We start from the raw sequence: 24,955 nt of genomic DNA, 5'->3' as shown, positions 1-24,955 counted from the left end.
AGCGGCGGGGTGCGGCCCGCCCCCCGGGGCGGGGCGGCCGCCGCCCCCCACCCCGCGGACCCGGCCGTCGCCGCCCTGCGCCGCGCCGAGGCCCTGCGCGCGGAGGCCCTCGCCGGGGCGGCCGTCCCGCACGCCCGCGCCGGCCGCGACCACCTCCCGGAGGCCGCCGGATGTCACTGATCACCACCCTCGCCCGGCTGGAGGCGGTGGAGAGCGGCCGGGCCCGCCCGCTGGCCACCGTCCGCCACCGGTATCTGGCCGACCGGCCCCTCGTCCTCGTGCCGCTGACCACCGCGGGCGAGGCCGGGGCCCCGCTCGGCGCGCTCGTCGGCACCGACCCCGCGCGGCCCCGGCTGCTGACCGTGGCCCAGCCGCGCGACCGCGAGCTGCGCTTCGCCTTCCTCGCCGAGCTGGCCGACGCCGTCCTCCCGTACATCGACTCCTACGGCGACGAGACGGAACAGGTCGAGCGGACCGAGGCCGACCCGGAGACCGGCAGGCGCGTCAAGGTCGAGGCCGAGCTGGCGGCGGACGCGCCCCAGCTGATCGTCCCCGGCAGGGCCGCCATCGAGTTCGTCCGGCTCCTCGGCCGCTCCATGCGCTTCCGCCGCACCGCCGAGCAGGACCCCGACACGCCCTACCCCGCCCCGCCGCGCGTCCCGCTCCTCGGCCGCTGGCTCACCCACTACGGCGAGCGGGCCCGGGTCCCGGGGTCGTCACTGCTGCTCTCGGCCACCGACCTCCTCGGCCGGCACTGGGCGACCGGCCAGTCCTCGCTGGAGGACCAGCACCTGGGCGCGCTGCTCGCCTGGATCGACCCGCCGGACGGCGGCTCCGGGGCCGAGGCCGCGCTCCGCGCCGAGACCGGCCGGGACGCCCGGGGCCAGCTCCTCTGCCCGCCCGCCGGGCCCGCCACCGACCCCGCCTTCGACAACCGGCTCCTCGCCCCCGCCGTCGAGTCCTACGACCGGGTCCGCCAGGCGCTCGCCGCCGCCGAGGAGGGCGCGCACGCGGACGGCTGGCTCGGACAGCTCTCCGTCGCCGAGCGGGAGATCCGCCGGCTGCTGCTCACCCAGATGGAGCCCACCTGGCAGGCGGTCTGGCGCGGTCTCGACCTGCTCCGGGAGCTGCCCGAGGGCGCCCGGGTCGCCGACCGCTGGACCCGCGACCGCTGGTCGTTCACCTCCCACCGCGACCGCGTCCTGGCCGGCGAGCCGCCCCAGCCGCGCCGTGACGACGCGGTCACCGCCGCCCGCAAGCTCGCCTCCCGCGAGACCGCCCAGGCGCGGCTGGACGCCCAGGAGGCGCTGGACGACCCGCTGGTGCTCGCCGGGCGCAGACTGGCCGGCGAGGCGTTCAGCGGCGAGGTCATCGAGGTGGTGATGGCGCGGGCGGATTCGGCGCGCCGCTCGCCCCGCCCCCTGGTCACCTTCCGCACCGACGACCGGCCCCGGCTCACCGAGCGCGTCAAGGTGTACCGCTCGCTCGACGGCAGGCCCCAGACGGCGGAGTTCGCCGGGTACGAGGCGCCCGATGTGCTGGTGCTCCGGATCACCGACCGGATGGGCCGGGGCAAGGACCCGGCGGAGGGGTCCGTACCCGCCAAGGGCGACCGGATCGACTGGACCCTGTTCGCCCACGACCAGCGGAGCGGGCCCGCTCTGCCGGAGCCGGAGGAGACGCCGTGGACCCACGGCGGCCCGCCCGGCACGGCGGCCGAGGACCCGGACCCGGTGACCCCGGAGGATGTGCTGTGACCGCCCGTGACCCCATGGGGAGCCCGCTCGGCCCCACCGCGCCCGGGGCCGGCCCCGGGACCGCCTTCGACCCCGCCGCCGCGGCGGCCGGGGTCACCGAGCGCATCCTCGCCGACACCCTGCACGGCACCGCCCGGGGCGTGGTCGTCGACTCCCCGCCCGGCGCGGGCAAGTCCACCCTCGTCGTCCGGGCCGCCCGTGAACTGGCCGCCGCGGGACGTCCCCTGATGGTCATCGCCCAGACCAACGCCCAGGTCGACGATCTGGTGCTGCGTCTGGCGGAGAAGGACCCGGGACTGCCGGTGGGGCGGCTGCACAGCAGCGACCCCGACCCGTACGACAAGGCGCTGGACGACCTCCCGGGCGTCCGCAAGTCCAGCAAGGCGAACGATCTCGCCGGGCTCGACGTCGTGATCTCCACGGCGGCGAAGTGGGCCCATGTCCAGGGCGTCGAGCCCTGGGGGCACGCCATCGTCGACGAGGCGTACCAAATGCGCTCCGACGCGCTCCTCGCGGTCGCCGGGCTCTTCGAACGGGCCCTGTTCGTGGGCGATCCGGGCCAGCTCGACCCCTTCTCGATCGTGGGCGCCGAGCAGTGGGCCGGGCTGTCGTACGACCCGTCCATGAGCGCGGTCTCCACCCTCCTCGCGCACAATCCGGAGCTTCCCCAGCACCGGCTGCCGGTCTCCTGGCGGCTGCCCGCGTCGGCCGCGCCGCTGGTGTCGGCCGCCTTCTATCCGTACACCCCCTTCCGCAGCGGCACCGGCCCCGGCGACCGGCGGCTCTCCTTCGGCACGGCGTCGGACGGCTCGGCGCACGACCGGGTGCTGGACGAGGCGGCCGAGTCGGGGTGGGGTCTGCTGGAGCTGCCCGCGCGGCACACCCCGCGCACCGACCCCGAGGCGGTACGGGCGGTGGCGCGGGTGGTCCGCAGGCTGCTGGACCGGGGGGCGGCGGCGACCGGGACGGCGGATGCTGTCCCCACCCCCGTCGGTGCCGACCGGATCGCGGTCGGCACCGCCCACCGCGACCAGGCCGCGGCGGTCCGGGCGGCGCTCGCGGAGCTGGGGGTGTCCGGGGTGACGGTGGACACGGCCAACCGCCTCCAGGGCCGCGAGTACGACGTCACCGTGGTCCTCCACCCCTTGTCGGGCCGCCCCGACGCGACCGCCTTCCATCTGGAGACGGGCCGGCTCTGTGTGCTGACCTCGCGCCACCGGAACGCGTGTGTGGTGGTGTGCCGCGCGGGGGTGGGTGAGCTGCTGGACGAGCATCCCTCGACGGAGCCGGTTCAGCTGGGGGTGACGGTGAAGTTTCCCGATGGCTGGGAGGCGAATCACGCGGTCCTGGCGAGACTCTCGGAACACCGCGTCCCGCTCCACCCCTGATTGTGGACCGCCCCTGCGCCACGGGTGGCCCGAGCAAACCCAGCCCGTCCGGGGCCGCCCCCCGGAGGCAGCTCTGGGGGAGCCCGAGGCCGGACCCCGCGCCACGGGCAACCCGGGCAAACCCAGCCCGTCTGGGGGCACCTCCCAGAGGCAGCTCTGGGGGAGTTCGAGGACGGACCCTGTGCCACAGGACCCCCGCATCCTGCGGGCCACGGTCGGGGGCCAGCCCCCGAACCCCCGCTCCTCAATCGCCGGAGGGGCTGGAGTGGTGCGGCTCAATCACCGACGGGGCCGGGGGTGCGGCTCAATCACCGACGGGGCCGGGGGTGCGGCTCAATCACCGACGGGGCCAGGGGCGCGGCTCAATCACCCACGGAGCCGGGGGCGCGGCTCAATCGCCGACGGGGCCGGGGCGCCGCGCGAGCTCCACGGAGTTGGGGGCTCAGTCGCCGGCGAGGCCGAGGCGGCTCCTCACACCCCCGCAGAGCCGACCCGCGTGCTCCGCGAACACCCGTGGCGCGGCTACGCGCCATGGGTGGCCTCGGTGTGGCGGGACAGGAAATCCCGCACCCCCGGAACCGCCCCGTGCGGCCGCAGCACCACCACCGTCGTCCGCAGCAGTGAGCGGATACGCGACGACCGCACCCCCTCCAGCAGATCCAGCACCTGCCGCGCTGCCGCCGCCGACTCGTCCGGTGCGCCGTCGTGGGCGAGGTCCACCGCCAACTCCGCGCGGTAGAGGGCCAGATTGCGGGTGAAGCGGTGGTCCTGGAGCGATGCCGCGCGACGGGCGTGCCGGGCGGCGCGGGCCCACTCGCCGAGTGAGGCCCAGCACTGCCCCTGGAGCGCCTCCAGCTCCGGCTGCCCGAAGAAGGACATCCACTCGGGGTCCGCCGCCGAGACCCCCCGGTCGAAGTGGCCGTGCGCCCGCGCCAGCGCCCGCTCGCACTCGGCCCGGTCGCCGAGCCCGGCCCACCCGCCCGCCTCCCGCAGCGCCAGCAGCGACAGCAGCCGCGCCGACCCCAGGTCCCGGGCCGCCCGCAGACCCGCCTGGGCGGCGCGGACGGCCTCCCGGTGGCGGCCGGCGTCCCGGGCGAGGAAGGAGGTGTTGGAGAAGGCGTGCGCCTCCACGGCCGCGTCCCCCGCGACCCGAGCGGTCGCCAGCGCCTCCGCGTAGTGGGAGCGGGCGTCGTCGAAGCGGGCCGAGTCGTGCGCCAGCCACCCCACGGAGAGCGCCAGTTCGCCCGCGCCCGCGTGCAGCCGCCCCGCGGTGGAGCCGCGGGCGGAGATCCCGGAGTCGAGCAGCGCGTAGGCGGCCCGCAACGGCTGGGCGGCCCGCTGGTAGAGGCCGTCCGCGCCGTGGCGGTCGTCCAGCAGCCTGATCCGGCGGACGGCCTCCTCGACGGCCGCCACCTCGCTCTCGCCGACCCGCCGGGGCGCGGGCACATCCCCGGCCCCCGCTCCCGCCCCGGCGGCACCCGGCGCGGTCCCGCCACCGGTGCGCAGCGCGGCACCGAGGCCGAGCCCGGAGCCGAGCCCGAAGGACGCCGCCGCCACGGTCGCCGAGCCGCTCGTCATGAATGCGCGCCGCAACACATCGCTCTCCTCGTCGCCGTCCCCGCTCCCGCTCCCGCTCCTGCCCCTGCCCTGGTCCGTCCCCCTGTTCCCGCCCTTCTCCGCCGGTGCGGCGGGGGCCGCCGGCACCCCGGCGGCCCGCTCGCGCCGCCCCCGGCCGCGCACCACCTCCCGCGCGGTGAACCCCAGGTCCGCCAGCGTCAGACCCGGGTACATATGAAGGAATACCCGTTCGTAGGCGTAGTTAGGGCAGCGGATCTCGCCCGCTTCGACCCGCCCCACATAGCGCGCGTCGCACGACACCTGCTCGCCGATCTGCCGGGCGGCCCTGCGGACGGCCGCCGCGAACTCCCCCGGGGAGAGCTGCCCGCGCAGCCGCCGGAAGGAGCTGTTGGGAACCGCCGCCGCACCCTGTGATGTCCCCATGGCCGAGCCCTCTCTCGCGGATGGCCGCACCTCCCGGCGAGCGAGCCGGGAACGTACCTGCTGTGACGGCCTGTACACCCACAGTTTGGCCGCAAAAGGGATAACTCAGCCGCGATCTGCCATGAACTGCCATCCTTTGGGCGGTGTGCCGCCGTAGCCCTTGACGCCCCGGTCCGTTGAACACCCGGGAGGCCCGGTCCGTGCCTCCCCTGGAGCGAGGAAGGGATTCCCCCGTGATGGAGGCCGGCATGGAGATCAGTGCTCGCGGTGGCGTCCGGGCACCGGCGGCACCCGCCCCGACCCTCACCGGCACCGCACCCGCCACCCCGGCCACCCCACTCCCACCCCCACCCCCGGCCGTGACCGCGACCCCCGCGACCACCGCCCGCCACCGGCCCGGCGCCGACAGCAGCCCCCCGCCCGGCGACTGCGCCGCCGGTGCCTGCGATCTGGTGACCGTCCCCGCCCGGCAGGGCCTGGAGGCCGTCGACATCCTGCGCCGCACCGCCGCCCCCGCCGTCGGCCCCGTACTCCACGACGGAAGCTGCGACACCCTCGGCTTCCTGGTCCCGCCCGGCACCGCCGCCGGCTGGGACCTCCCCGGCAGCGCCTGTACGCAGACCTGGGGCCGGGGCCCGCGCGTCCCCGCCGAGCCCCCCGTGCGCGGCACCGGCTGGCTCCTCCCGCCCGAGCACCCGCACCGGGTCACCGACCCGGCGGTGCTCCGCCGCGCCCTGGGAGAGGCGGCCCGGCTGATCGAGGCCGCCGACAGCCGCCGCTGACCGCGCCGCCCTCCGCGCCCCGGGCGGCGCGCCCGGCCCGCCCCCGAGGAACGGCCGCCCCCCAAGGAACGGCCGCTCCCCGGGGAACGGCCGCCCCCGCCGCGCCGGGCCCCGGCAGTCCACGGATAATGGCCGGGTGGCGAAGAGCAAGCGGCGGCGTACGGGAGGGCCGGGCCGGCCCGACCCGGTGGCCGCGCGGGTCGACGGCGGAAACGCCGAGCTGATACCCGACCCGGACCGGCCCCACGGCTGGACCCTGCTCATCGACAGCGCCCCGCAGTCACATGTCGATCTCGACGATCCGGCCGTGCTCACCTTCGAGTACCAGCGCCGCCTCGGCCATGTCGCCGATCTCGCCGCCCCGCCCGGACGCCCCCTCCGGGCCGTCCATCTCGGCGGCGGCGCCTTCACGCTCGCCCGCTACATCGCGGCGACCCGCCCCCGTTCCACCCAGCAGATCGTCGAGTTGGACGCGGCCCTGGTCGAGCTGGTCCGCACCCATCTCCCGCTGGACCCGAACGCCCGTGTCCGGGTGCGCGCCATGGACGCCCGCGCCGGACTCGGGAAACTCCCCGACGACTGGGCCGATCTGATCATCGCGGATGTGTTCGGCGGCGCCCGCACCCCGGCGCACCTCACCAGCACCGAGTTCCTCACCGAGGTCCGCCGGGTGCTGCGGCCCGGCGGTCAGTACGCCGCCAATCTCGCCGACGGCCCGCCACTCGCCCACCTCCGGGCCCAGGTCGCCACGGCGGCGGCCGTCTTCCCCGAACTGGCGCTCGCCGCCGACCCGGCGGTACTGCGCGGCCGGCGCTTCGGGAACGCCGTGCTGCTCGCCTCCGACACCGCTCTCCCGGTCGCCGAGCTGACCCGCCGGGTGGCGGGCGACCCGCACCCCGGCCGGGTCGAACACGGCCGGGAGCTGAGGGACTTCACCGGCGGCGCCGAGCCCGTCACCGACGCCGGCGCCAAGCCCTCCCCGGCGCCGCCGCCCGCCGTCTTCCAGTGACCCCCGGGGCCCGGAAGGCCTCCGGGAGTCCCCGGCTCAGCGGTCGTCGAACACGACGGTCGGCGGGCCCGCGTGCCAGGTGCAGAAGACCGACACCTCACGGCCGTCCTTGGTGAAGGTCACCCGAATCCACCACGGCTCCTTCCACACATCCATCGTCCAGCCCGCGTTGGGCGTCGCCGACACCAGCTCCGCGGACCTCTTGCCCAGGTCGAGCACGACCCGCCCGCCGTCCACGGTGTACGGCTTCACATTGCTCGTCGAGGCCGCCGAGGCGGACGGGCTGGACGACATCGGCGTCTGATTGCCCTGGACCGTGCCGCCGGCCGAGGACCGCGTCGGGCCGGGCACCGTCTCCTCCGACCGGTCCGCCGTCTCCGGAGCCCGTTCCGAAGCGGTCTTCGGGGGCGCGCTCCGGGGGCGCTTGGTGGATGAGGCCTGCGGCTCCTCCGGCTCGGTGCTCTCGGCGTCCGTGTCGATCGCCACCGCGCGGGGCCGGTCGTACGCGGTCCCGGACATCACCGTGTGAACCCCCCACCAGGTCAGGGTCACCGCTGCCCCGGTGGCCATCGACCACGCAATGGCATGTACAAGTCCTCTACGCATCGGCCCCATACTGCACCACGTGCCCCAACTCTGTCCCCGATGGGATGGGCCTATTCCGGATGGCATTCCCGGTGATGGCCCGACCGCGCGCCCGGCGGTGTGCCCACGCGGCGGCCCGGCGGCGCGCCCGGCCGCGCTCCGGCCGGCCGCCCAACTCCCCCGGGAGACCGGGCCACTCGGCATGGCGTACGGTGCCGCCCATGGCAAGTGTGCTCGTGGTCGAGGACGACCAGTTCGTGCGCTCCGCCCTCATCCGGCATCTGACCGAGGCATCCCATACGGTGCGGAGCGTCGGCACGGCCCTGGAGGCGCTGCGCGAGGTGGCCCATTTCCGGTTCGACGTGGTCATTCTCGACCTCGGCCTGCCCGATCTGGACGGTTCGGAGGCGTTGAAGATGCTCCGTGGCATCACCGACGTGCCCGTGATCATCGCGACCGCGCGGGACGACGAGACGGAGATCGTCCGGCTGCTCAACGACGGCGCCGACGACTACCTCACCAAACCGTTCTCCGTGGAGCACCTCTCCGCGCGGATGGCGGCCGTGCTCCGCCGCTCCCGCGTCCCGGCCGGCGACGCCCCGCCCTCACGGGTCCTCCAGGTCGGCGGCCTCTCCATCGACCCGCTGCGCCGGCAGGCCGAACTCGACGGCGTCACGCTGGATCTGACGCGCCGGGAGTTCGACCTCCTGACCTTTCTCGCCGGGCGGCCCGGTGTGGTCGTCCCCCGCAAGGAACTGCTCGCCGAGGTCTGGCAGCAGAGTTACGGGGACGACCAGACCATCGACGTCCATCTGAGCTGGCTCCGGCGCAAGCTCGGCGAGACCGCGGCCCGGCCGCGCTATCTGCACACCCTCCGCGGGGTCGGGGTCAAACTCGAACCGCCGGAGGGCTCCCCACCCGGACACCCCCCACCCGGACACCGACGAGGACATCAAAGATGAGATGGGCGCTGGTCAAGGTCTCCCTGGCTGTCACCGTGATGGTGGTGGTGGCCTTCGCCATACCGCTGGGACTGGTCATCAAGGAGATGGCCCGGGACCGGGCCTTCACCAACGCCGAACGGCAGGCCGCCGCTCTCGTCCCCACCCTCTCCATCACGGATGAGCGCGAGCAGCTGGAGAAGGCCGTCAACTCCACCCAGGCCGGTTCGGCGGGCCGGATGGCGGTCCACATCCCGGCCCCGAAGGGCTCCGGCGCGGCGGCCGAGGAGATCGGTATCCGCCGGGCCGCCGAGGCGGATCTCGTCACCACCCAGCGGCTCGGCCGGGCCTCCACCACCGAGGTCCCCGGCGGCTGGGCGCTGATCCAGCCCAACGCCATCAGCACCGGGCAGATCGCGCTGGTCGAGGTCTTCATCCCCGACAAGGAGGTCACCAAGGGGGTGGTCACCGCCTGGCTGATGCTCGCCGGGGTCGGTGTCGCGCTGATCGTCGGCTCGGTCGCGGTCGCCGACCGCCTCGGCATCCGGATGGTGCAGCCCGCGCAGCGGCTCGCGGGCGCCGCCCACGACCTGGGCGAGGGCCGGCTCGGGGCCCGGGTCCCCGAGGAGGGCCCGCCCGAGCTGCGCTCGGCGGCGATCGCCTTCAACGCCATGGCCGACCAGGTGGTCCAGCTCCTCGCCAACGAGCGGGAGCTGGCCGCCGACCTCTCCCACCGGCTGCGCACCCCGCTCACCGTGCTGCGGCTCAACGCGGCCTCGCTGGGCGAGGGGCCCGCCGCCGATCAGACCCGCGCGGCGGTCGAGCAGCTCGAACGCGAGGTGGACACCATCATCCGTACGGCCCGGGAGGCCAAGCCGCAGACGACGGCCGCCGGACCGGGCGCGGGCTGCGATGTCTCCGAGGTGGTGCGGGAGCGGATGGACTTCTGGTCCGCCCTGGCGGAGGACGAGGGCCGCAAGGTCCGGGTCGCCGGCGTCGACCGTCCCGTACGTCTCCCGGTGGCCCGCCCGGAGCTGGCCGCCGCCCTGGACGCGCTGCTCGGCAATGTCTTCCGCCACACGCCCGAGGGCACCGCCTTCTCGGTCGATGTCCACAACGGCGAGGACGCGGTGATCGTCCTGGTCTCCGACGCGGGTCCGGGCATCGCCGACCCGGCGGCGGCGATGGCCCGCGGCAACAGCAACGGACGGGACGGCTCCACCGGGCTCGGCCTGGACATCGTGCGCCGGGTCGCCGAGTCCACCGGCGGTGACGTCCGTATCGGCAGCTCGGTGCTGGGCGGCACGGAGGTGCGGATCTGGCTCGGCCTGGAGGCGCTGGTGGCCGTCCCCGGCGAGCGCCGGCGCGGCCACCGCGTCCCGGAGCGCCGCCGCCCCCGGGGCGGCCGTCCCCGCTCCCGTTCCCGTGTGGGCGGCGGCCCCGACTCCTGACCGCCTCGCGGCGCCGGGCCACGGGCCCGGGCCGCCGCCCGCCGGGCCGCCGCTCTCCCCTCGGGGAGGCCGGCGGCCCGGCGTCTTAATGGGTTCCGATGCCGCCCTTAAGCGCGTCCTAAGAACGGAGACCCTCACCCGGAATGGGTGGTTTGCCTGTTCTGGGCTCGGTAGCGTGGTGCCACACACCGCGGAGAAAGAGCCCGCTTCCCGCTTCTCGCACCCCCAGGCGAGAGGACGCGGGCCCCGGTGGCCCCGCACCACCCCTTGAGCAACTCCTGCCCCCCACCCGCGCGTCCCGGTCGGCTCCCCCAATCCGACCGGGACGCGCCGTTTCCGGGGGTTCTCCCGGAGGGGGCGGGGCGGACGCCAAGGGCCGGGCCCGCCGGCCGGGGCCCTTGTTCCCGCCGTGTTCCCCCGGCCGTCCCCCTGGCGATTCCCTCGGCCCGGGCATGACGAAGGGGCCGACTCGTTTCCGAGGTCGGCCCCTTCATCCATCAGGGTGAGTGACGGGACTTGAACCCGCGACATCCTGGACCACAACCAGGTGCTCTGCCAGCTGAGCTACACCCACCATGACCGGTCGTTTTTCTTACCGGCCGAGGAAAAGTGTACAGGGTTCCGAGGGGTGCTCGCGCCAGGGTTTCCCCGCCGCCGGCGCGGAGCCCTTCCGGACCCCCGCCACCCTCTTCCCGCGCCCTGCTCCGTACCGCTCCGTACCGCTGGGACCGCTCCGGTTACTCCGGCTGCTCCGGCGCGAGCACGTGCTTCGCCGCGATGGTCCTGGCGGTCTCGGAGTCGGGGCCGGGCTGCGGTACGAAGACCGCCTCCCGGTAGTAGCGCAGCTCCGCGATCGACTCGCGGATGTCCGCCAGCGCCCGGTGGTTGCCGCTCTTCTCCGGGCTGTTGAAGTAGGCCCGGGGATACCAGCGGCGCGCCAGCTCCTTCACCGACGAGACATCCACGATCCGGTAGTGGAGATGGCTCTCCAGGGCGGGCATGTCCCTCAGGAGGAAGCCCCGGTCCGTACCCACCGAGTTCCCGCAGAGCGGGGCCTTGCCCGGCTCCTTCACATGCTCGCGGACATAGGCGAGGACCTGCTCCTCGGCGGCGGCGAGCGTGGTGCCGCCCGCCAGCTCGCCGAGGAGGCCCGAGGCGGTGTGCATCTGCCGCACCACCTCGGGCATGGTCACCAGGGCCGCGTCCGGGGGGCGGATGACGACATCCACCCCTTCTCCGAGCACGTTCAGTTCCGAGTCGGTGACCAGTGCGGCCACCTCGATGAGTGCGTCGTCCGACAGCGAGAGCCCGGTCATCTCGCAGTCGATCCACACCATGCGGTCGTTCATGCGACTACCTTATGGCGCACTCCGCTGACCGGGCAGGCTGGGACGTCCGTGGCCCGCCGCGTAGGCGCCGGCCGGCGGCTTTCCCAGCTCCGGGGGGACGGTCGAGGTGGCGGTGTGACCTGGGACACCCGCCGCGGCGGCCGTCCGCCTGGCCTGTACCGGTACGACCGACTCCACCACCGAGGCCGGAGCCGACTCGCCCTGGGGCCGGCGCACCCGGTAGGCCGCCCGATAGGCGGCCGGGGACGAGCCCAGCTGCCGTCGGAAGTGCCCGCGCAGTGCCACCGGCGAACGGAAGCCGCAGCGCCCGGCGACCTCGTCCACGGAGTAGTCCGAGGTTTCGAGGAGCCGCTGCGCCTGGAGCACCCGCTGGGTGATCAGCCACTGGAGCGGCGCGCTGCCGGTCAGGGATCGGAATCGCCGGTCGAAGGTCCGTCGGCTCATGTACGCCCTGGCCGCCAGCGTCTCCACGTCGAACTGCTCGTGAAGATGCTCCAGCGCCCAGGAGACGACCTCGGCCAACGGGTCCGACCCGATTTCCTCGGGTAAAGACCTGTCCAGATAGCGTTCCTGCCCGCCACTGCGCCTCGGCGGCACGACCAGCCTGCGGGCGAGCGCCCCGGCGGCCTCCGTGCCGTGGTCGGTGCGCACGATGTGCAGACAGAGATCGATTCCGGCCGCCGTGCCCGCCGAGGTGAGCACATCGCCGTCGTCGACGAACAGCTCCCTGGGGTCCACATGGACGGACGGGTACCGCTTCGCCAGTGTCGGCGCGTACATCCAGTGCGTGGTCGCCGGACGGCCGTCCAGCAGACCGGCGGCGGCGAGGACGAACGCGCCCGTGCACAGTCCTACTATCCGTGCTCCTTCCTCATGCGCCCGGCGCAGCGCGTCCAGCGCTTCCGGCGGCGGCGGTGATGTGATCGACCGCCAGGCCGGTACGACGACGGTGCCCGCCCTGCCGATGGCCTCCAGGCCGTACGGCGCGGTGAGTTCGAGGCCACCGGTGGTCCGCAGTGGCCCTTCCTCGCCTGCGCAGACGAGCAGTCGATAGCGCGGAACCCCGGCGTCCTGTCGGTCGATACCGAACACCGAGAGCGGGATGGAACTCTCAAAGATGGGACCGCCGCTGAAGAGCAGTACCGCGACGACTTCCCGGCGCCGGCGCCCCGAGAGCTTTCGTGCTACCTCCGGTGCGGCGGAGTCCTGACTCATGACGCTAAGCCCCCCTCGGTATTCGCGTCTCCCCGTTCGTTTCGGGCCTTTCGCTCCTGCACGTTTCCCCTCGGTTTTGCACGAGTTACGAGCCTTCGATACTCAAGATCGAATCTACTGCGTCCCGTGGCGCCGCCGTGACAAGTTCGTCATGCCCCGCTATGTCTGCCTGACAACTTGGCGCGAAGCATTCGATCACGAAGGGTTCCACTCGCAGGCTCCCCAGGGAAGTGCGCCGTGCGCGCATGGCCCGTCCCCGTTGGGTGTGAGCGACGCGAATAGTCCTTTCCTGCCAGGTGACAAGGGGGTAGGCAGGCCATTTCCCCAAGGGATGGGTACCAGCACGAAGTTGGCTGAAACTATACGGGTGCGGGCGTGCGAACGGGTCAGTCCCAGGGGCCTTCTCAGCCGCTGTGCCGACCTCCGCGGCGTGTGCCGCCGGCCGTCCGGGCCCGCCGCCCGCGCCCCGTCCCCGCCGTCCCCGTGTGCCGGTCCCGCGCCCCCGCGTGCCGGCCCTCCGGCCCCGCCCTCCGGTCGCGGGCGTGTGCCCCGGCCGCGCCGCGCTCCGCGTGCCGCAGCAGCATCCGGCAGACGGTCGTCACGGCGGCGAGACCGAGCGCCACCGCCGCCGCGCCGCCGACCGACGCCCCGTACACCACCAGGACGACGGGGACGAGCAGGCAGCTGAACGCCGCCCACCGGACCACGTCGGTCGCGGAGTCGGCCGCGGGGGAGCGGGCGGCCCGGGAGCCGCGGGCGCCCCGGGCCGAGGGGGAGCGGACGGCCGACGGCGGACGGGTGCGGGCTCGGGTGCGCGGGGACGGGCGTGGGGACACGGAAGCTCCCTCGGGCTGCTGGGTGACCGAGGAGCCAACGAGGAGCGCAGCCTTCCGGTCACTGCGGCACGGGTGCCCCGGCCGGGCGGCCGACCCGCGCGCGACCACTCCGGAACGGCCGCGCGACCTGCTCGGAAAGGTCGTGTACCGGCCAGTAGGCCGTCCTGCTCACGGGCGCCCCGCCGGGGGAGCCCGCGATGTGTGCGGCTTTGCCAGAGTGATCGTTTCACACCGGGGCGTACCACCCCGATTCCGGCCGTCCCGGGTCGCCGCTGACATACCCGGCCCCGCGGGCCCCTGCCGCCGTCTGCGGGCCCGGTCCCGGGGCCGGGTGTCCGGTCCCGCCGCGCGTCCGCGGCGGCCGGCGCGGGCCCCGGGCCGGCCCAGACAGCTGTAGGCACCAAGTGGCATTGCCATCCGGGACCTCCTCAGGCATGCTCCCTTGAACGTCTGATTGGGCCGGCCGGCCCTTGGGCAGGAGAGGAGTGTCGCCGTACCCTTGCGGGTATGGGCCAGGGAAGATATTCCCGGACACCGCATCCGTCGCCATGTCGTTCCCTCTACTGAGGACTTCCTTCGCCGAGACACCGATGGCAGGTCACGAGATCCCCGAACCCGCGGACCGCAAGCAGGTAGCCGACCCCACGTCGGATCTGCAGGCGGCCGAAGAGTCACGCCATTCCTGCGATCCGGCGTTCCGCCACGGAGTCGTCGTCGGCTTCGACGGGTCCACTTCCAGTGAGCGGGCGCTCGCCTACGCCATCGGCATGGCCCGGCGCTCCGGCTCCGGTCTGATCATCGTCCATGTGGCCAACCGGCTGCCCACCACCGTCTGGGCGGGGTGCGAGCCCCCCGTCTTCGTGGATGTCCCCGACCACCGCACCGAGGTCCTGGGCCTGGAGCTGGCCTGCGCGGACTATCTCGCCGAGGTGCCGTGGATTCTGGTCGAGCGCGGGGGCGACATCTGCCACGAGCTGGAAGAGGTCGGCCGGGAGTACTCCGCCGACGCGATCGTGGTCGGCTCCACCCATGGCATCGTCGGCCGGATCTTCGGCTCGGTGGCCGGCCGCCTCGCGCGGCGCGCCCAGCGCCCCGTCGTCGTCATCCCCTGACCGCCGCCCGGTCGGTGACACCCGGTCAGCCGATTCCGGCCGCCGTGAAATCTCCCCCGCCGCAGAGGTGCGTTGTGCGCTTGTGAAGGGTACATAACGGTCGTTGGCCTGTGCCGAGACCGTGCGAGGACGGACCGGGAGGACCGGAGGGGAGCCCGCCGTGGAGTGGGGCGCCCCATATCCCGTACGAGCAGGGACGGTTCGGGTCCCGAACGCGCTGCCGGCCGGGGAGTGACGGCCACCGGCCCAGGCCGCGCGGGCCGGCGCGCACTGGGCCGCGAGCCGGTCGGCCCGGTCCCCCCGCACACTCTGGTGGCGGCGTGCGGGGGGACCGGATTCCGTCCGTGCGGTCCCGGCTCCGGTCCCGTGGTGGTCCCGGTCGCGGCTCCCGGGCTCCGGTGCTATTCGACGGTGACCGACTTCGCCAGGTTGCGCGGCTTGTCGATGTCCCGGCCCATCGCCAGCGCCGTGTGGTACGCGAAGAGCTGGAGCGGGATGCCCATCAGGATCGGGTCCAGCTCGTTCTCGTTCTTCGGCACGACGATGGTGTGGTCGGCCTTCTCCTGCTCCCGGTGGGCCACCGCGAGGATGCGCCCGCTGCGGGCCTTGATCTCCTCCAGTGCCGCCCGGTTCTTCTCCAGGAGGTCGTCGTCCGGGACGATCGCCACCGTCGGCAGCGCGGGCTCGATCAGCGCCAGCGGCCCGTGCTTCAGCTCCGACGCCGGATACGCCTCGGCATGGATGTAGGAGATCTCCTTGAGCTTCAGGGAGGCCTCCAGCGCCACCGGATAGCCGCGCACCCGGCCGATGAACATCATCGACTGGGCCCCCGCGTACTCCTCCGCCAGCTTCTTGATGTCCGCCTCGGCCTCCAGGATCTCGGTGATCTGCTCGGGCAGCCGGCGCAGTCCTTCGATGATCCGCTTGCCCTCGGAGACCGAGAGGTCGCGGATGCGGCCCAGGTGCAGCGCCAGCAGCGCGAAGGCGACGACCGTGTTGGTGAAGCACTTGGTGGAGACCACACAGACCTCGGGTCCGGCGTGGACATAGGTGCCGCCGTCCGCCTCCCGGGCGATGGCCGAGCCCACCACGTTCACCACGCCCAGCACCCGGGCGCCCTTGCGCTTCAGCTCCTGGACGGCGGCGAGCACGTCGTAGGTCTCACCCGACTGGGAGACCGCGATGTAGAGGGTGTCGGGGTCCACCACCGGGTTGCGGTAGCGGAACTCGGACGCGGGCTCGGCGTCCGCCGGGATGCGGGCCAGGGACTCGATCAGCCCCGCGCCGATCATTCCCGCGTGGTACGAGGTGCCACAGCCGAGGATCTTCACCCGGCGGATCGAGCGGGCCTCGCGCGGGTCCAGATTGAGCCCGCCGAGGTGCACGGTGGCGAACCGGTCATCGATCCGGCCGCGCAGCACCCGGTCCACGGCGTCGGCCTGCTCGGAGATCTCCTTGTGCATGTACGTGTCGTGGCCGCCCATGTCGTACGACTCGGCCTCCCACTCCACGGTGGTCGGGGTGGCCGTGGTGGTCGAGCCCTCGGTGGTGTACGTACGGAAGTCGTCGGCCCTGAGGGTGGCCATCTCGCCGTCGTCGAGGGTGACGATCTGGCGGGTGTGGGCGACCAGCGCGGCGACGTCGGAGGCGACGAACATCTCCTTCTCGCCGATGCCGAGGACGACCGGGGAGCCGTTGCGGGCGACAACGATCCGGTCGCCGAAGTCCGCGTGCATCACGGCGATGCCGTAGGTGCCCTCGACGATCTTCAGCGCCTGGCGGACCTTCTCCTCCAGGGTGTCGGCCGGGGAGCGGGCGATGAGATGGGTGAGGACCTCGGTGTCGGTCTCCGAGGCGAAGACGACACCCTCGGCCTCCAGGCGTACGCGCAGCTCGGAGGCGTTGTCGATGATGCCGTTGTGGACGAGTGCCACCCGGCTGTCGGGGGAGAGGTGGGGGTGGGCGTTGCGGTCGCTCGGGGCGCCGTGGGTGGCCCAGCGGGTGTGGGCGATGCCGGTGGTGCCGGCGAAGCGCTTGGGGACGCGGGCCTCCAGGTCACGGACCCGGCCCTTGGCCTTGACCAGCTTCAGCCCCGGGGACTTGGCGCTGGTGATCACGATGCCGGCGGAGTCGTAGCCCCGGTACTCCAGTCGCTGAAGGCCCTCCAGCAGCAGCGGCGCCACATCGCGCCGACCGATGTATCCGACAATTCCGCACATGGGTTCTTCCCCTCCGTAGATCATCCGTGAAGATCCCCGCCGTGCACAGGGGCGGGGGTGTGGGCCCGGACGCCGCCCGGCCGGGACGCGGAACGCCGCCGGCCGGGCGGCTGTCAGCCGTAGACGATGCGGCGCAGCTGGCGGAGCGACAGCTCCGGCGGCGTCACGGCGCGGTGCGGCAGCTCGGCCGCGATCCGCTCGAAGATCTCGGTGTTCGCCAGGCCGCCGGACTGGAGCTCCCGGTGGCGGCGGCGGACGTACTCCTCGGTTCTCTCGTCGAAGTACGCCAGCACATCGAGCACCACCCGGGCCGCCTCGCCGCGCCGGAGCGCGGTGCTGCGGACCAGGTGGTCTATGAGGTCGTCATGCGGTGCCGCCGAGGGTGTCGAGGGTGTCGAGGGTGGGGCGGACGGCGGACGACCGGGCTGATGATGTTCGAGCACCCGTCGATACTGAAGGGTAGATCGCCACCATTGCAAGAATCCTGCCCGATTCCGGGCAGGAGTGGTGTTAAAGCTGTCGGAGGATCGCCTGTTTGGCCGTGCTGAACTCCTCCTCGGTCAGTACCCCGCTCTGCCGCAGATCGCCCAGCTCCCGCAGCCGGCGCAGCAGCGCGTCATGGTCGCCGCCGCCGGGGAGCGCGGCGGGCGCGGCGGGCGCCGCCGGCGGGGCTTCGGCCGGGGAGGCCGGGGAGGGGGAAGAGAGGAAGGGGGCCGCCGTGGCGTACGGATGCGGCATCCGTGCCACCACCGCCGCCGCGACCAGCGCCATCAGCGGGTCCTTGCGGAAGCCCCACAGCTCCACGGCGTGCGGGTCGTACTTGGGCGGGGTGGTGGCCGGCGACCGGCCCACGGTGAAGCGGAGGTATCCGTTCTCCAGACCGGAGGTCGGCAGCCACTCCACCGCCGCCACCTCATCCAGGGCGATCGTGCGCGGCCCGCCGGATGTCTTGGACTCCTCCGTCTTCCAGTTCCACGACAGCCGGATTCGCTCCCCGTCGAAGGCGGCGGTGCCGTCGCCCGCGCTCACCGTGATCGGCACGGCGGGCCCCGGCAGCAGATAGCGGTCCACCGGATCGGCGGGGATCTGCTCCAGGAGCAGTGCGGTGCGCACCGCGTCGACGAAGTACCCGGCGACTCCGCCTCGGTCGTTCTCCACGGTCAGCAGATAGGGGTCCGACCCCTCGGAGAGCTTGCCGCCGGTGATCTGGAGCAGCGGGTCGGCGCCGTCGCGCAGCCGCAGCCGCAGCCGGCCCGACTTCCGGCCCGGCTCGAAGGAGATCCCGACGAGCGCGGCCAGTGGCACGGCCAGCTCGCCCAGCGATCTGCGCAGCGGGCTCACGCCCTTGTCGGAGCCGGGCACGACGCGCACGGTGTCCCCGTCGAAGGTCCAGGTCCCGTCCTTCTGGATGATTTCCGCCATGCGGCGATTCTTTCACCCGGAAGGGCGGCGCCCGGGTGGGTTCGGGCGGGCGCGGAGCGGCTCCGGGCGGAGCCGTTCAAACTAGATGGTCTATACCTGGAACCCGGTCACGGGGCACCATGGGCACGGTGGGCGTCCTCAGGCGCGGCGCCCGGCGAAGGGACTCTGCTGTGACACCGCCCGGAACGCCCCCTCTTCCCACCGCCCTCGGCCGGGTCGTACCGGCCCCGGCGTCGGTGCTGCCGGGGGACGGCGCGTACACCCTCACCTCCGAGACGGCCATCCGCGTCGGGGCCACTGGCGAAGCGCGCACCGTCGGCGACTACCTCGCCGGGGTGCTGCGCCCCTCCACCGGTCTGCTCCTCCCGCTGACCTCCGAGGACGGCGAGGACGGCATCCGGCTGCGGCTCGACCCGGCCGAGAGCGCCCTCGGGGACGAGGGCTACCGGCTGGAGTCGGCGGACGGCGCGCTCACCCTCACCGCCCGCGAGCCCGCCGGGCTCTTCCACGCCGTACAGACCCTGCGCCAGCTGCTGCCGCCCGCCGTGGAGCGGGACACCGCGCAGCCCGGTCCGTGGACGGTGCCCGGCGGGGTCGTCACCGACACCCCGCGCTTCGCCTACCGGGGCGCGATGGTCGATGTGGCACGCCACTTCTTCACCGTCGGGCAGCTCAAGCGCTATATCGACCAGCTCGCCCTCTACAAGATCAACAAGCTGCATCTGCACCTCACCGACGACCAGGGCTGGCGGCTCGCCATCGACTCCTGGCCCGAGCTGACCGTCGCCGGCGCGGCCACGGCCGTCGGCGGCGGCTCCGGCGGCCACTACACCAAGGCCCAGTACACGGAGATCGTCGAGTACGCGGCCTCCCGCCATCTGGAGGTCATCCCCGAGATCGACTTCCCCGGCCACACCGCCGCCGCGCTCGCCGCGTACCCCGAGCTGAACCCCGACGGGGTCACGGTCGAGGTGCACACCGGGACGGAGGTCGGCTTCAGCTCGCTGACCGTGGGCAAGGAGATCACCTACGACTTCGTGGACGATGTGCTCCGCGAGGTCGCGGAGATCACCCCGGGCCGGTACCTCCACATCGGCGGCGACGAGGCCGACGCCACCAGCGCGGAGGACTACGCCGTCTTCATGAAGCGCGCCCAGGCCGTGGTCGCCAAGTACGGCAAGACCGTGGTCGCCTGGCACCAGCTCGCGGGCGCCGAGCCCGCGCCGGGCGCGGTGGCGCAGTACTGGGGGTGGGACGGCACCTCGGCCGAGGAGCGCGCCGGGGTGGCCGGGCTGGCCGCCCAGGGCGTCCGGCTGATCCTCTCCCCGGCCGACCGCACCTACCTCGACCACAAGTACACGGCCGAGGACGAGCTGGGCCTGAAGTGGGCCGGCCTGGTGGAGGTCGACCACTCCTACGACTGGGACCCCGCCACCTATCTGGAGGGTGTCCCGCAGGACGCGGTCCTGGGTGTGGAGGCCGCGATCTGGACGGAGACGGTCGAGACGACCGAGCAGCTGGAGTACATGGCCTTCCCCCGCCTGCTGAGTACCGCCGAGCGCGGCTGGTCCGCCGGCGGCGAGTGGTCCGAGTTCCGCCACCGGCTGGCGGCGCAGGCGCCGAGGTGGGAGGCGCTGGGGATCGCGTACTACAAGTCGCCGACGGTGCCGTGGGGCGAGGCCGGCTCCGGGGCCTGACACCATCGGGCGCCCCCTCCCGTACCGGGCCGTCCCGTGCCCGGGCCCCCGCGCCCGGAGCGGGACGGCTCGACCCGCGCCCCGGGGGCACGGCCTCCGGCCATGAGCGGGAACATCCCACATGGGCCCACGGCCCCCCGAGCGCTCATCGCTGGGGCCGTCGTCATGGGTGCCTGCCCGCTCTCCCGGCCGCCGGGAACCCGCTTCAAGGCGCGCCCAGGGTCGCCGCCTAGCGGCCACGGGAGAGGTGGACGACCCCGTCAGGGGTGATCCGAACGCGGGCACCCGCCAGTCCGTGTGCGGTGAGACGCCGTCTCAGGGCTTTGGCAGGGACAGGGGTGGCATTCGCGGGTGCCGCAGGTGTTGCCCGCCGTGGTGGACGTGCAGCCGGAAGGTCTCCGGGCCGGGGCGGTCGGCCGCGTCGTATGAGCTGAGGACTGCCTCGACGCGGTCCCACAGCCCGACCGGCCCGCCCTCGCGCACCACCCAGCCGCCTTCGCACGGCGTGAGGGTGGCGGCGGAGCCGGTGACCACGTCGGCCAGGTGCACCACATCGCCGACCGTCGTCATCTGGGCGCCAGGCACCGCGCACTGGGCGAGGAACCGAAGATGGAACGCCTCCTCGGTGGCGGCGGTGATGCGCTCCGGGCTGTGCTTCGCGCTGCGGCCTTCCCCGGGAAGGCCGGCGGCCCAGTGGGCGGGGTTGCCGAACTCCGGCGCCGCATGGGTGCGCGCCGGCATGAACGACACCGTGCCGCTCAGCAACGGCCCCTCGGCGGTCCCGTCCTTGGCGACGGTGAGCAGGACACGGGCGTATCCGTGGAGCCAGCCCGAGAGAGTGAGAAGGATCTTCCCACCCGGTCGGGTCTGCGCCGGCAGCACCGGCGGCACGGCGCGGAAGGAGCAGGCGGCCACGATCCGGTCGAACTGTGCTTCGGGCCAGTACCCGTACAGCCCGTCCGCCACGGCCAAGGTGGGGGTGTAGCCCAGCCCGTACAGTGCTCCGGCGGCCTGCTCCAGCCGTCGGCCGTCGACCTCGACCGAGGTGACGGCCGCCGAGCCGAGGCGTTCGCATGCGAGCGCGGTCGAGTAGCCGGTACCGGTGCCGATCTCCAGCAAACTGTGCCCTTCCTCGATGTCCGCGTCGGACCACATCCGGACCACGAGTGACGGCAGAGTGGAGGAGGAGGTTGGAGCTCCGCCATGACGGGCTGCCGGGTTCTTCCAGTCCGCCTCGTCGCCGTCGAACTGTGTGATCAGTGTCGTGTCCGCGTACGCGGCTGCCAGCCACCGGCCGTGGTCGAGCTCTGCGGTGACCGGCTCCCACACGGGCAGCCCCCGCCCGTCGACCCTGCCTGATGCCAGGTAGAAGCCCGGCACGAACCGGTGCCGTGGCACCGTGGCTACCGCCGCCCTCCAGCTTCCCTCACCCGGACGATCCCCGGTGAGGGAGCGCGCCAGGCCGGCGCGCAGACCGGCCGCGTCGGCCTCGATGTCACTCATGGGGTCCACGGTGTGCTCCGTTCTGCAGAAGGTCGGCGAATGCGGTGGTGATGTCGCAGGCGTCCGGGCGCCAGCCCCACTGGCCGTTGGGGTTGCACTCGATGAAGGTCCAGTTCTCCGCCGATCGGGCGGTGCCGGTGAGAGCGAAGTCGAAGCAGCCGAAGACCAGGCCGCATGCGGCCAGGTAGCCGTGCAGCGCTGCTTCGACACCGGCCGGGACGGTGACGGAAGCGTGCTTCAGCTCGTCCCAGTCGCCGCGGCGCCAGTCGAGCGCACCGTCGGGATGGATGATCTGTTGGGCGAAGACGCGGCGGCCGACCACGGTCACCCTCACATCTCCGGACTTCGGGATCTCGGCCTGGAACAAGTGCGCCGTGACCTTCAGGGAATCGTCGAAGGTACCGGGGTCGACCCGCTGGGCCCAGATCGCACCGGCGTGTCCGTCGTCGTCCCGGGGCAGACCGCGGAACGTCTTGTAGATGACGGGCCCGTACTCGGCGGCGAAACCGGCTGCCTCGTCCGCGTCGTTGGTGATGAGCGTCGGCGGGATGGCCAGTCCCAACCGCGTGGCGAGCTGGAGCTGAGCGGGTTTGAAATCTGCTCGGGTGACGGCCGACGGATGGTTGACATAGATGGCGTCGTGCAGATTGTTCAGGACGCCGCCGAGTCCGTGCCGTGCCTCGGCCGTGGCGAAGTCGCTTTGCTGAGCGGGTAGGTGGGCGTATCGCCAGGGGCCGGGGCGGCGGTAGTACACCGCCGCCACGTCCTCCAGCTCCACCACCCGGCTGCTCGTGACCAACCGCCCGCTCCAGGTCGGTGTCCCGGCGCCGATCCGGGCGCCGAAAGTCAGGCCCGATCCGATGTCGGCCGGGTCGACGCGGGCGACCGCCACCTCGCGCTCGTTCAGCTCGGAGATCACCCAGTCCGCGGTGACGTCCTCCAGCGCGGTGATGACCAGGACGGTGGAGGCCATCGCGAGTCAGTCCGACTGGTAGTCGGTGGTGTGGTCGTCGTGGGTCTGGGGCTGCGGGCCCTGTCCGTCGCCGCCCCCGGACATCGATGCGGTGCCAGTGGTCTTGCTGGTGCCGTGCTTGCCCCTGTCCGTCGCCTGGCCGGTGTTGTCGGTGTAGACGGCGGTCTGCGTGCTCGGGTCGAGCGTCACGGATACGTAGGAGGGAGGTCCGATTGGCAGCCGGTCGGTGACCAACCGCATTGCCCATGGAACCTGATCTGAAGGTGCAGGCGTTGCCACGCGAGGGTCCTTCCCTTGCGATATGCGGCTGCCGGGAGGCTACCGCTTGGACAGAATCCACCCGCCCCCGCCGGGGATTCCGCCGTGGGGGAGCATGGATGCGGAAGGCCCGGCGGGGACGGAGTCAGAGCAGCGGCACCCGTGGTCTGTCCGAGAGATGCCGGAGCGGGTCGGAGAGGGCGGGGCTGTGGGCGCCGGGATGGTGGTGGAAGAGGGTGCAGGCGGGGGGCTCGCCGCACCGGGGGAGGGAGAGTGCGGACGTGGGCAGGTGTCCGGTCTCCCAGGACGCCCAGGTCTCGCAGGGCCCGGGCCCCACCGGGCCCCAGTGCGCTCCGGACCGGTGCTGCTCCAGGACGCACCGGAGAATGAGCGGGCCGCTCAGGGCGAGAAGGGAGCCCGCGCCGCATATGAGGTGTGACGGTCCGGGCATCTCAGAGACCCCTCCGGCTGCGGGAGTTGATCTCGGCGACCCAGGCGCTGAGGACATCGGACCGGGCTGCCGGGGCCAGGTGCTCGGGGCGCACGTCCCACTCCCGGCCGCCCGCGAGGGGGCGCAGCTGGTAGCGGCCTCCGACCTGGCCCATGACCCGGCCGACCTTCTTGAGGGAGGTGTCCTTGGCGACCTCGCCGAGGTCGGGGGTGTAGGGGGGAGGGGGGGTCTCGGGGGTGTGCATGGGGGTCACCCGTGGGTCCTTGCGTTGGCGGCGAGTTGCTTCAGCCCCGCTTCCAGGTGGAGCAGGATCTCCCGGGTCGGCTCGGCGTACCCGTCGCGCGGGACCCACTCCGGGGCGATGGAGCTGAGGTCACCGACCGCTATGGGGCGGGTCGGATCGGTCTCGCGGGCTTCCATGGGGTGGGTTCGCTGGCGGGCCGGGTCGCGCATGCTCCGTTGCCATCCCTTCTGCGGGCGGTGCCCTCGGTGTCGTCTCCTCGCTCTAGGCAACCCTCCGACTACGCAGAGCGGTACCGTGGTGGCGCCGCCGGGCCTGTAGAGCTTTAAGAAGACGAACCGGCGGGGGGAGTTGATGACCAGTGGGAGCGCTGAACCCGAATGAGGACCTCCGCCGAGTGTTCGGCGCGACCGGGTGGACGCTGCGTCAGTTCGTCCAGGCGGTGAATCGTGTCGGGACCGAGCGTGGGATGGGGCTGAAGTACCGCGAGCCGTCGGTCTGCCAGTGGCTCAAGGGCCATGTGCCGAGAGAAGCCGTGCGCCCGGTGATCCTTGAGGCGCTCGCGCGCCGGCTCCACCGGCCGGTGACACACGCCGAGGCCGGATTCCCTCCACCGTCCCAGCGGTCGAATACCTGCCCGAGTATGGTGGACGGGCTCGTCGACCTGGGGAGGCACGACATGGACCCCTCCCGCCGCGGCATCGTGGGTGCGGGACTCTTCTCCGTCGCCCTGACGGTCCCCAACTGGCCCGACGTTCTGGGGCGGATGGAAGCCGTCCAGTCCGGTAGGGCGCTCCGGATGGGAAGCGCCGAAGTGGACATGGTCGTCGCCATGACCGAGCGGCTCTCGGAGCTGGACGACCAATTCGGTGGTCGCCACGCGCGGCCGATGGCCGCCGCGTTCCTGGTGAACACCGTGGCACCGTATCTGCGGGCGGAGGCCCCGGAGTCCGTGCGGAAGGCGATGCTGTCGGCCACCGCGGACCTGTGCTACCTCACCGGCTACATGGCGGTGGACGAGGGCCATCACGGGCTGGCGCAGCAGTACTACCTCAAGGCATTACAGCTGGCCGGCGCGGCTGAGGACCATCTGACGTACTGCACAACCCTGCGGGGGATGAGCGTCCAGGCCGTCGACCTGGGGCATGGGAGGACGGCGCTGCGGCTCGGGGACGCCGCCGCCGCAGCCGCGCCGCAGGCCGGACCGCGCATGCGGGCCTTCCTGGCGGGACAGCAGGCGCATGCGGCGGCGTCGACCGGCGATCGGGGCCGGGCGTTGACGCACCTCAGGGATGCCGAGACGGCGATGGAGAAGGCCGAGTCCCGGTCCAAGCCCTTCGGGTCCTACGACCCGTCGGCGCTCAACTACCACCTCGGCCAGGTCTGCTACGAACTCGGGGACATCGCCGGTTCGGTCTCCGCCCTGGAGCGCTCGGACCAACTCCGCTACGACGTGTTCCGCCGCACACGCGTCCGCTATCGCGCCATGCTCGCCGAGCGGCAGCTCGAAATCGGTCACCTGGAAGCGGCCTGCCACACCTGGAATCTGGCGCTGGACGACTACCCCCTGGTCCAGTCGGGCCGTACCGACCAGCGCATGGCCGCCATGTGCCGCCGGATTCGGCCGCACCTGAGGCAGCACGCAGCCCGCGACCTGTACGAGCGCGCTCGTACGGTGGTGCCCGCGCGGCTCCTCGCCCGGCAGCCCTGAGGGAGAGGGAGAGGACGGGCGCGCACGAGGGACCGTGTCGGGCGCGCCCGTCCC

23 protein-coding genes, 1 tRNA gene and 1 pseudogene are annotated in these 24,955 nt (G+C 73.2%); 10 read left to right on the top strand and 15 right to left on the bottom strand.

Going from position 1 to position 24,955, the window contains the following annotated elements; translation table 11 throughout:
- The 3 genes and pseudogenes from ACWCRA_RS32725 to ACWCRA_RS32715 form a co-directional block, all read left to right on the top strand.
- A pseudogene (locus ACWCRA_RS32725) lies at positions 1–180 on the top strand (hypothetical protein); the annotation flags it as partial.
- Positions 171–1,757, top strand: coding sequence for a hypothetical protein (locus tag ACWCRA_RS32720; RefSeq protein ID WP_351554098.1), 1,587 nt, complete (start codon positions 171–173; stop codon positions 1,755–1,757). The pseudogene ACWCRA_RS32725 and the gene ACWCRA_RS32720, both read left to right, overlap by 10 nt.
- A 14-nt stretch (positions 1,758–1,771) precedes the next feature.
- On the top strand, positions 1,772–3,145 hold the full coding sequence (locus ACWCRA_RS32715) for an AAA domain-containing protein (protein ID WP_351554236.1): 1,374 nt from the start codon (positions 1,772–1,774) through the stop codon (positions 3,143–3,145).
- 522 nt (positions 3,146–3,667) lie between these two features.
- Here the strand turns inward: ACWCRA_RS32715 and ACWCRA_RS32710 are convergent.
- On the bottom strand, positions 3,668–5,146 hold the full coding sequence (locus ACWCRA_RS32710; RefSeq protein ID WP_451069272.1) for a tetratricopeptide repeat protein: 1,479 nt from the start codon (positions 5,144–5,146) through the stop codon (positions 3,668–3,670).
- Positions 5,147–5,505: 359 nt separating this feature from the next.
- Here ACWCRA_RS32710 and ACWCRA_RS32705 point away from each other — a divergent pair, with 359 nt between their 5' ends.
- Both ACWCRA_RS32705 and ACWCRA_RS32700 read left to right on the top strand, forming a co-directional pair.
- A complete protein-coding gene (locus ACWCRA_RS32705; protein ID WP_451069273.1) occupies positions 5,506–5,928 on the top strand; it encodes a hypothetical protein in 423 nt (140 codons plus the stop codon).
- A 136-nt stretch (positions 5,929–6,064) separates the two neighbouring features.
- Positions 6,065–6,937, top strand: a complete 873-nt coding sequence (locus tag ACWCRA_RS32700) for a spermidine synthase (RefSeq protein ID WP_451069271.1) — start codon at positions 6,065–6,067, stop codon at positions 6,935–6,937.
- A 36-nt stretch (positions 6,938–6,973) separates the two neighbouring features.
- On the opposite strand, the gene ACWCRA_RS32695 is transcribed toward ACWCRA_RS32700, so the two are convergent.
- Entirely contained in the window at positions 6,974–7,552 is a 579-nt protein-coding gene (locus ACWCRA_RS32695) for a hypothetical protein (protein ID WP_451069270.1), read from the bottom strand.
- 191 nt (positions 7,553–7,743) lie between these two features.
- Between ACWCRA_RS32695 and ACWCRA_RS32690 the strand changes: the two genes are divergently transcribed.
- Together ACWCRA_RS32690 and ACWCRA_RS32685 are read left to right on the top strand one after the other, a co-directional pair.
- Entirely contained in the window at positions 7,744–8,484 is a 741-nt protein-coding gene (locus ACWCRA_RS32690) for a response regulator transcription factor (RefSeq protein WP_351553427.1), read from the top strand.
- A complete protein-coding gene (locus ACWCRA_RS32685; RefSeq protein WP_351553430.1) occupies positions 8,481–9,914 on the top strand; it encodes a sensor histidine kinase in 1,434 nt (477 codons plus the stop codon). The genes ACWCRA_RS32690 and ACWCRA_RS32685 overlap by 4 nt, the downstream gene beginning before the upstream one ends.
- A 501-nt stretch (positions 9,915–10,415) precedes the next feature.
- Here the strand turns inward: ACWCRA_RS32685 and ACWCRA_RS32680 are convergent.
- The 4 genes from ACWCRA_RS32680 to ACWCRA_RS32665 all read right to left on the bottom strand — a co-directional run bounded on the left by ACWCRA_RS32680 (position 10,416) and on the right by ACWCRA_RS32665 (position 13,314).
- Positions 10,416–10,488: transfer RNA gene (locus ACWCRA_RS32680), tRNA-His, on the bottom strand.
- Positions 10,489–10,651: 163 nt separating this feature from the next.
- The gene (gene orn / locus ACWCRA_RS32675; protein WP_351553433.1) at positions 10,652–11,263 is read right to left on the bottom strand and encodes an oligoribonuclease; all 612 of its coding nucleotides are present in this window, start codon (positions 11,261–11,263) and stop codon (positions 10,652–10,654) included.
- Positions 11,264–11,272: 9 nt separating this feature from the next.
- On the bottom strand, positions 11,273–12,478 hold the full coding sequence (locus ACWCRA_RS32670) for a GlxA family transcriptional regulator (protein WP_451069269.1): 1,206 nt from the start codon (positions 12,476–12,478) through the stop codon (positions 11,273–11,275).
- A 404-nt stretch (positions 12,479–12,882) separates the two neighbouring features.
- Positions 12,883–13,314 (bottom strand): hypothetical protein, encoded by a 432-nt coding sequence (locus tag ACWCRA_RS32665; protein WP_451069268.1) that lies wholly within the window; start codon positions 13,312–13,314, stop codon positions 12,883–12,885.
- 590 nt (positions 13,315–13,904) lie between these two features.
- Between ACWCRA_RS32665 and ACWCRA_RS32660 the strand changes: the two genes are divergently transcribed.
- Positions 13,905–14,426 carry a universal stress protein gene (locus tag ACWCRA_RS32660; RefSeq protein ID WP_351553438.1) on the top strand — a complete coding sequence of 174 codons (522 nt, stop codon included), beginning with the start codon at positions 13,905–13,907 and terminating at the stop codon, positions 14,424–14,426.
- A gap of 401 nt (positions 14,427–14,827) precedes the next feature.
- On the opposite strand, the gene glmS is transcribed toward ACWCRA_RS32660, so the two are convergent.
- The 3 genes from glmS to ACWCRA_RS32645 all read right to left on the bottom strand — a co-directional run bounded on the left by glmS (position 14,828) and on the right by ACWCRA_RS32645 (position 18,067).
- Entirely contained in the window at positions 14,828–16,645 is a 1,818-nt protein-coding gene (glmS, locus tag ACWCRA_RS32655) for a glutamine--fructose-6-phosphate transaminase (isomerizing) (protein ID WP_351553441.1), read from the bottom strand.
- A gap of 113 nt (positions 16,646–16,758) precedes the next feature.
- Positions 16,759–17,001 (bottom strand): hypothetical protein, encoded by a 243-nt coding sequence (locus tag ACWCRA_RS32650; RefSeq protein ID WP_351553570.1) that lies wholly within the window; start codon positions 16,999–17,001, stop codon positions 16,759–16,761.
- Between the two features lie 154 nt (positions 17,002–17,155).
- A complete protein-coding gene (locus tag ACWCRA_RS32645) occupies positions 17,156–18,067 on the bottom strand; it encodes a DUF4429 domain-containing protein (RefSeq protein WP_451069267.1) in 912 nt (303 codons plus the stop codon).
- Positions 18,068–18,186: 119 nt separating this feature from the next.
- On the opposite strand from ACWCRA_RS32645, the gene ACWCRA_RS32640 reads away from it, so the two are divergent.
- Complete coding sequence (locus tag ACWCRA_RS32640) at positions 18,187–19,764, top strand: beta-N-acetylhexosaminidase (protein WP_451069266.1); 1,578 nt, start codon at positions 18,187–18,189, stop codon at positions 19,762–19,764.
- A 315-nt stretch (positions 19,765–20,079) separates the two neighbouring features.
- Here the strand turns inward: ACWCRA_RS32640 and tgmC are convergent, their stop codons facing one another.
- The 6 genes from tgmC to ACWCRA_RS32610 all read right to left on the bottom strand — a co-directional run bounded on the left by tgmC (position 20,080) and on the right by ACWCRA_RS32610 (position 23,402).
- Positions 20,080–21,267 carry an ATP-grasp peptide maturase system methyltransferase gene (tgmC, locus tag ACWCRA_RS32635; protein ID WP_451069265.1) on the bottom strand — a complete coding sequence of 396 codons (1,188 nt, stop codon included), beginning with the start codon at positions 21,265–21,267 and terminating at the stop codon, positions 20,080–20,082.
- Positions 21,260–22,240 (bottom strand): ATP-grasp ribosomal peptide maturase, encoded by a 981-nt coding sequence (gene tgmB / locus ACWCRA_RS32630; protein WP_451069264.1) that lies wholly within the window; start codon positions 22,238–22,240, stop codon positions 21,260–21,262. The genes tgmC and tgmB overlap by 8 nt, the downstream gene beginning before the upstream one ends.
- 6 nt (positions 22,241–22,246) lie before the next feature.
- Positions 22,247–22,480 carry a putative ATP-grasp-modified RiPP gene (locus ACWCRA_RS32625; protein ID WP_351553454.1) on the bottom strand — a complete coding sequence of 78 codons (234 nt, stop codon included), beginning with the start codon at positions 22,478–22,480 and terminating at the stop codon, positions 22,247–22,249.
- 163 nt (positions 22,481–22,643) lie between these two features.
- Entirely contained in the window at positions 22,644–22,949 is a 306-nt protein-coding gene (locus ACWCRA_RS32620) for a hypothetical protein (protein WP_351553457.1), read from the bottom strand.
- Position 22,950: 1 nt separating this feature from the next.
- Complete coding sequence (locus ACWCRA_RS32615; RefSeq protein WP_351553572.1) at positions 22,951–23,193, bottom strand: hypothetical protein; 243 nt, start codon at positions 23,191–23,193, stop codon at positions 22,951–22,953.
- Positions 23,194–23,198: 5 nt separating this feature from the next.
- Positions 23,199–23,402, bottom strand: coding sequence for a hypothetical protein (locus ACWCRA_RS32610; RefSeq protein WP_451069263.1), 204 nt, complete (start codon positions 23,400–23,402; stop codon positions 23,199–23,201).
- A gap of 149 nt (positions 23,403–23,551) precedes the next feature.
- On the opposite strand from ACWCRA_RS32610, the gene ACWCRA_RS32605 reads away from it, so the two are divergent.
- Positions 23,552–24,901 carry a tetratricopeptide repeat protein gene (locus tag ACWCRA_RS32605; RefSeq protein WP_451069262.1) on the top strand — a complete coding sequence of 450 codons (1,350 nt, stop codon included), beginning with the start codon at positions 23,552–23,554 and terminating at the stop codon, positions 24,899–24,901.
- The last annotated feature ends 54 nt before the right edge of the window (positions 24,902–24,955 follow it).

The sequence above is a fragment of the Streptomyces sp. NPDC001889 genome (assembly GCF_053594535.1).
The sequence above is the reverse complement of the archived record's forward strand: the minus strand, read 5'-3'. Positions and strand labels throughout refer to the sequence as shown.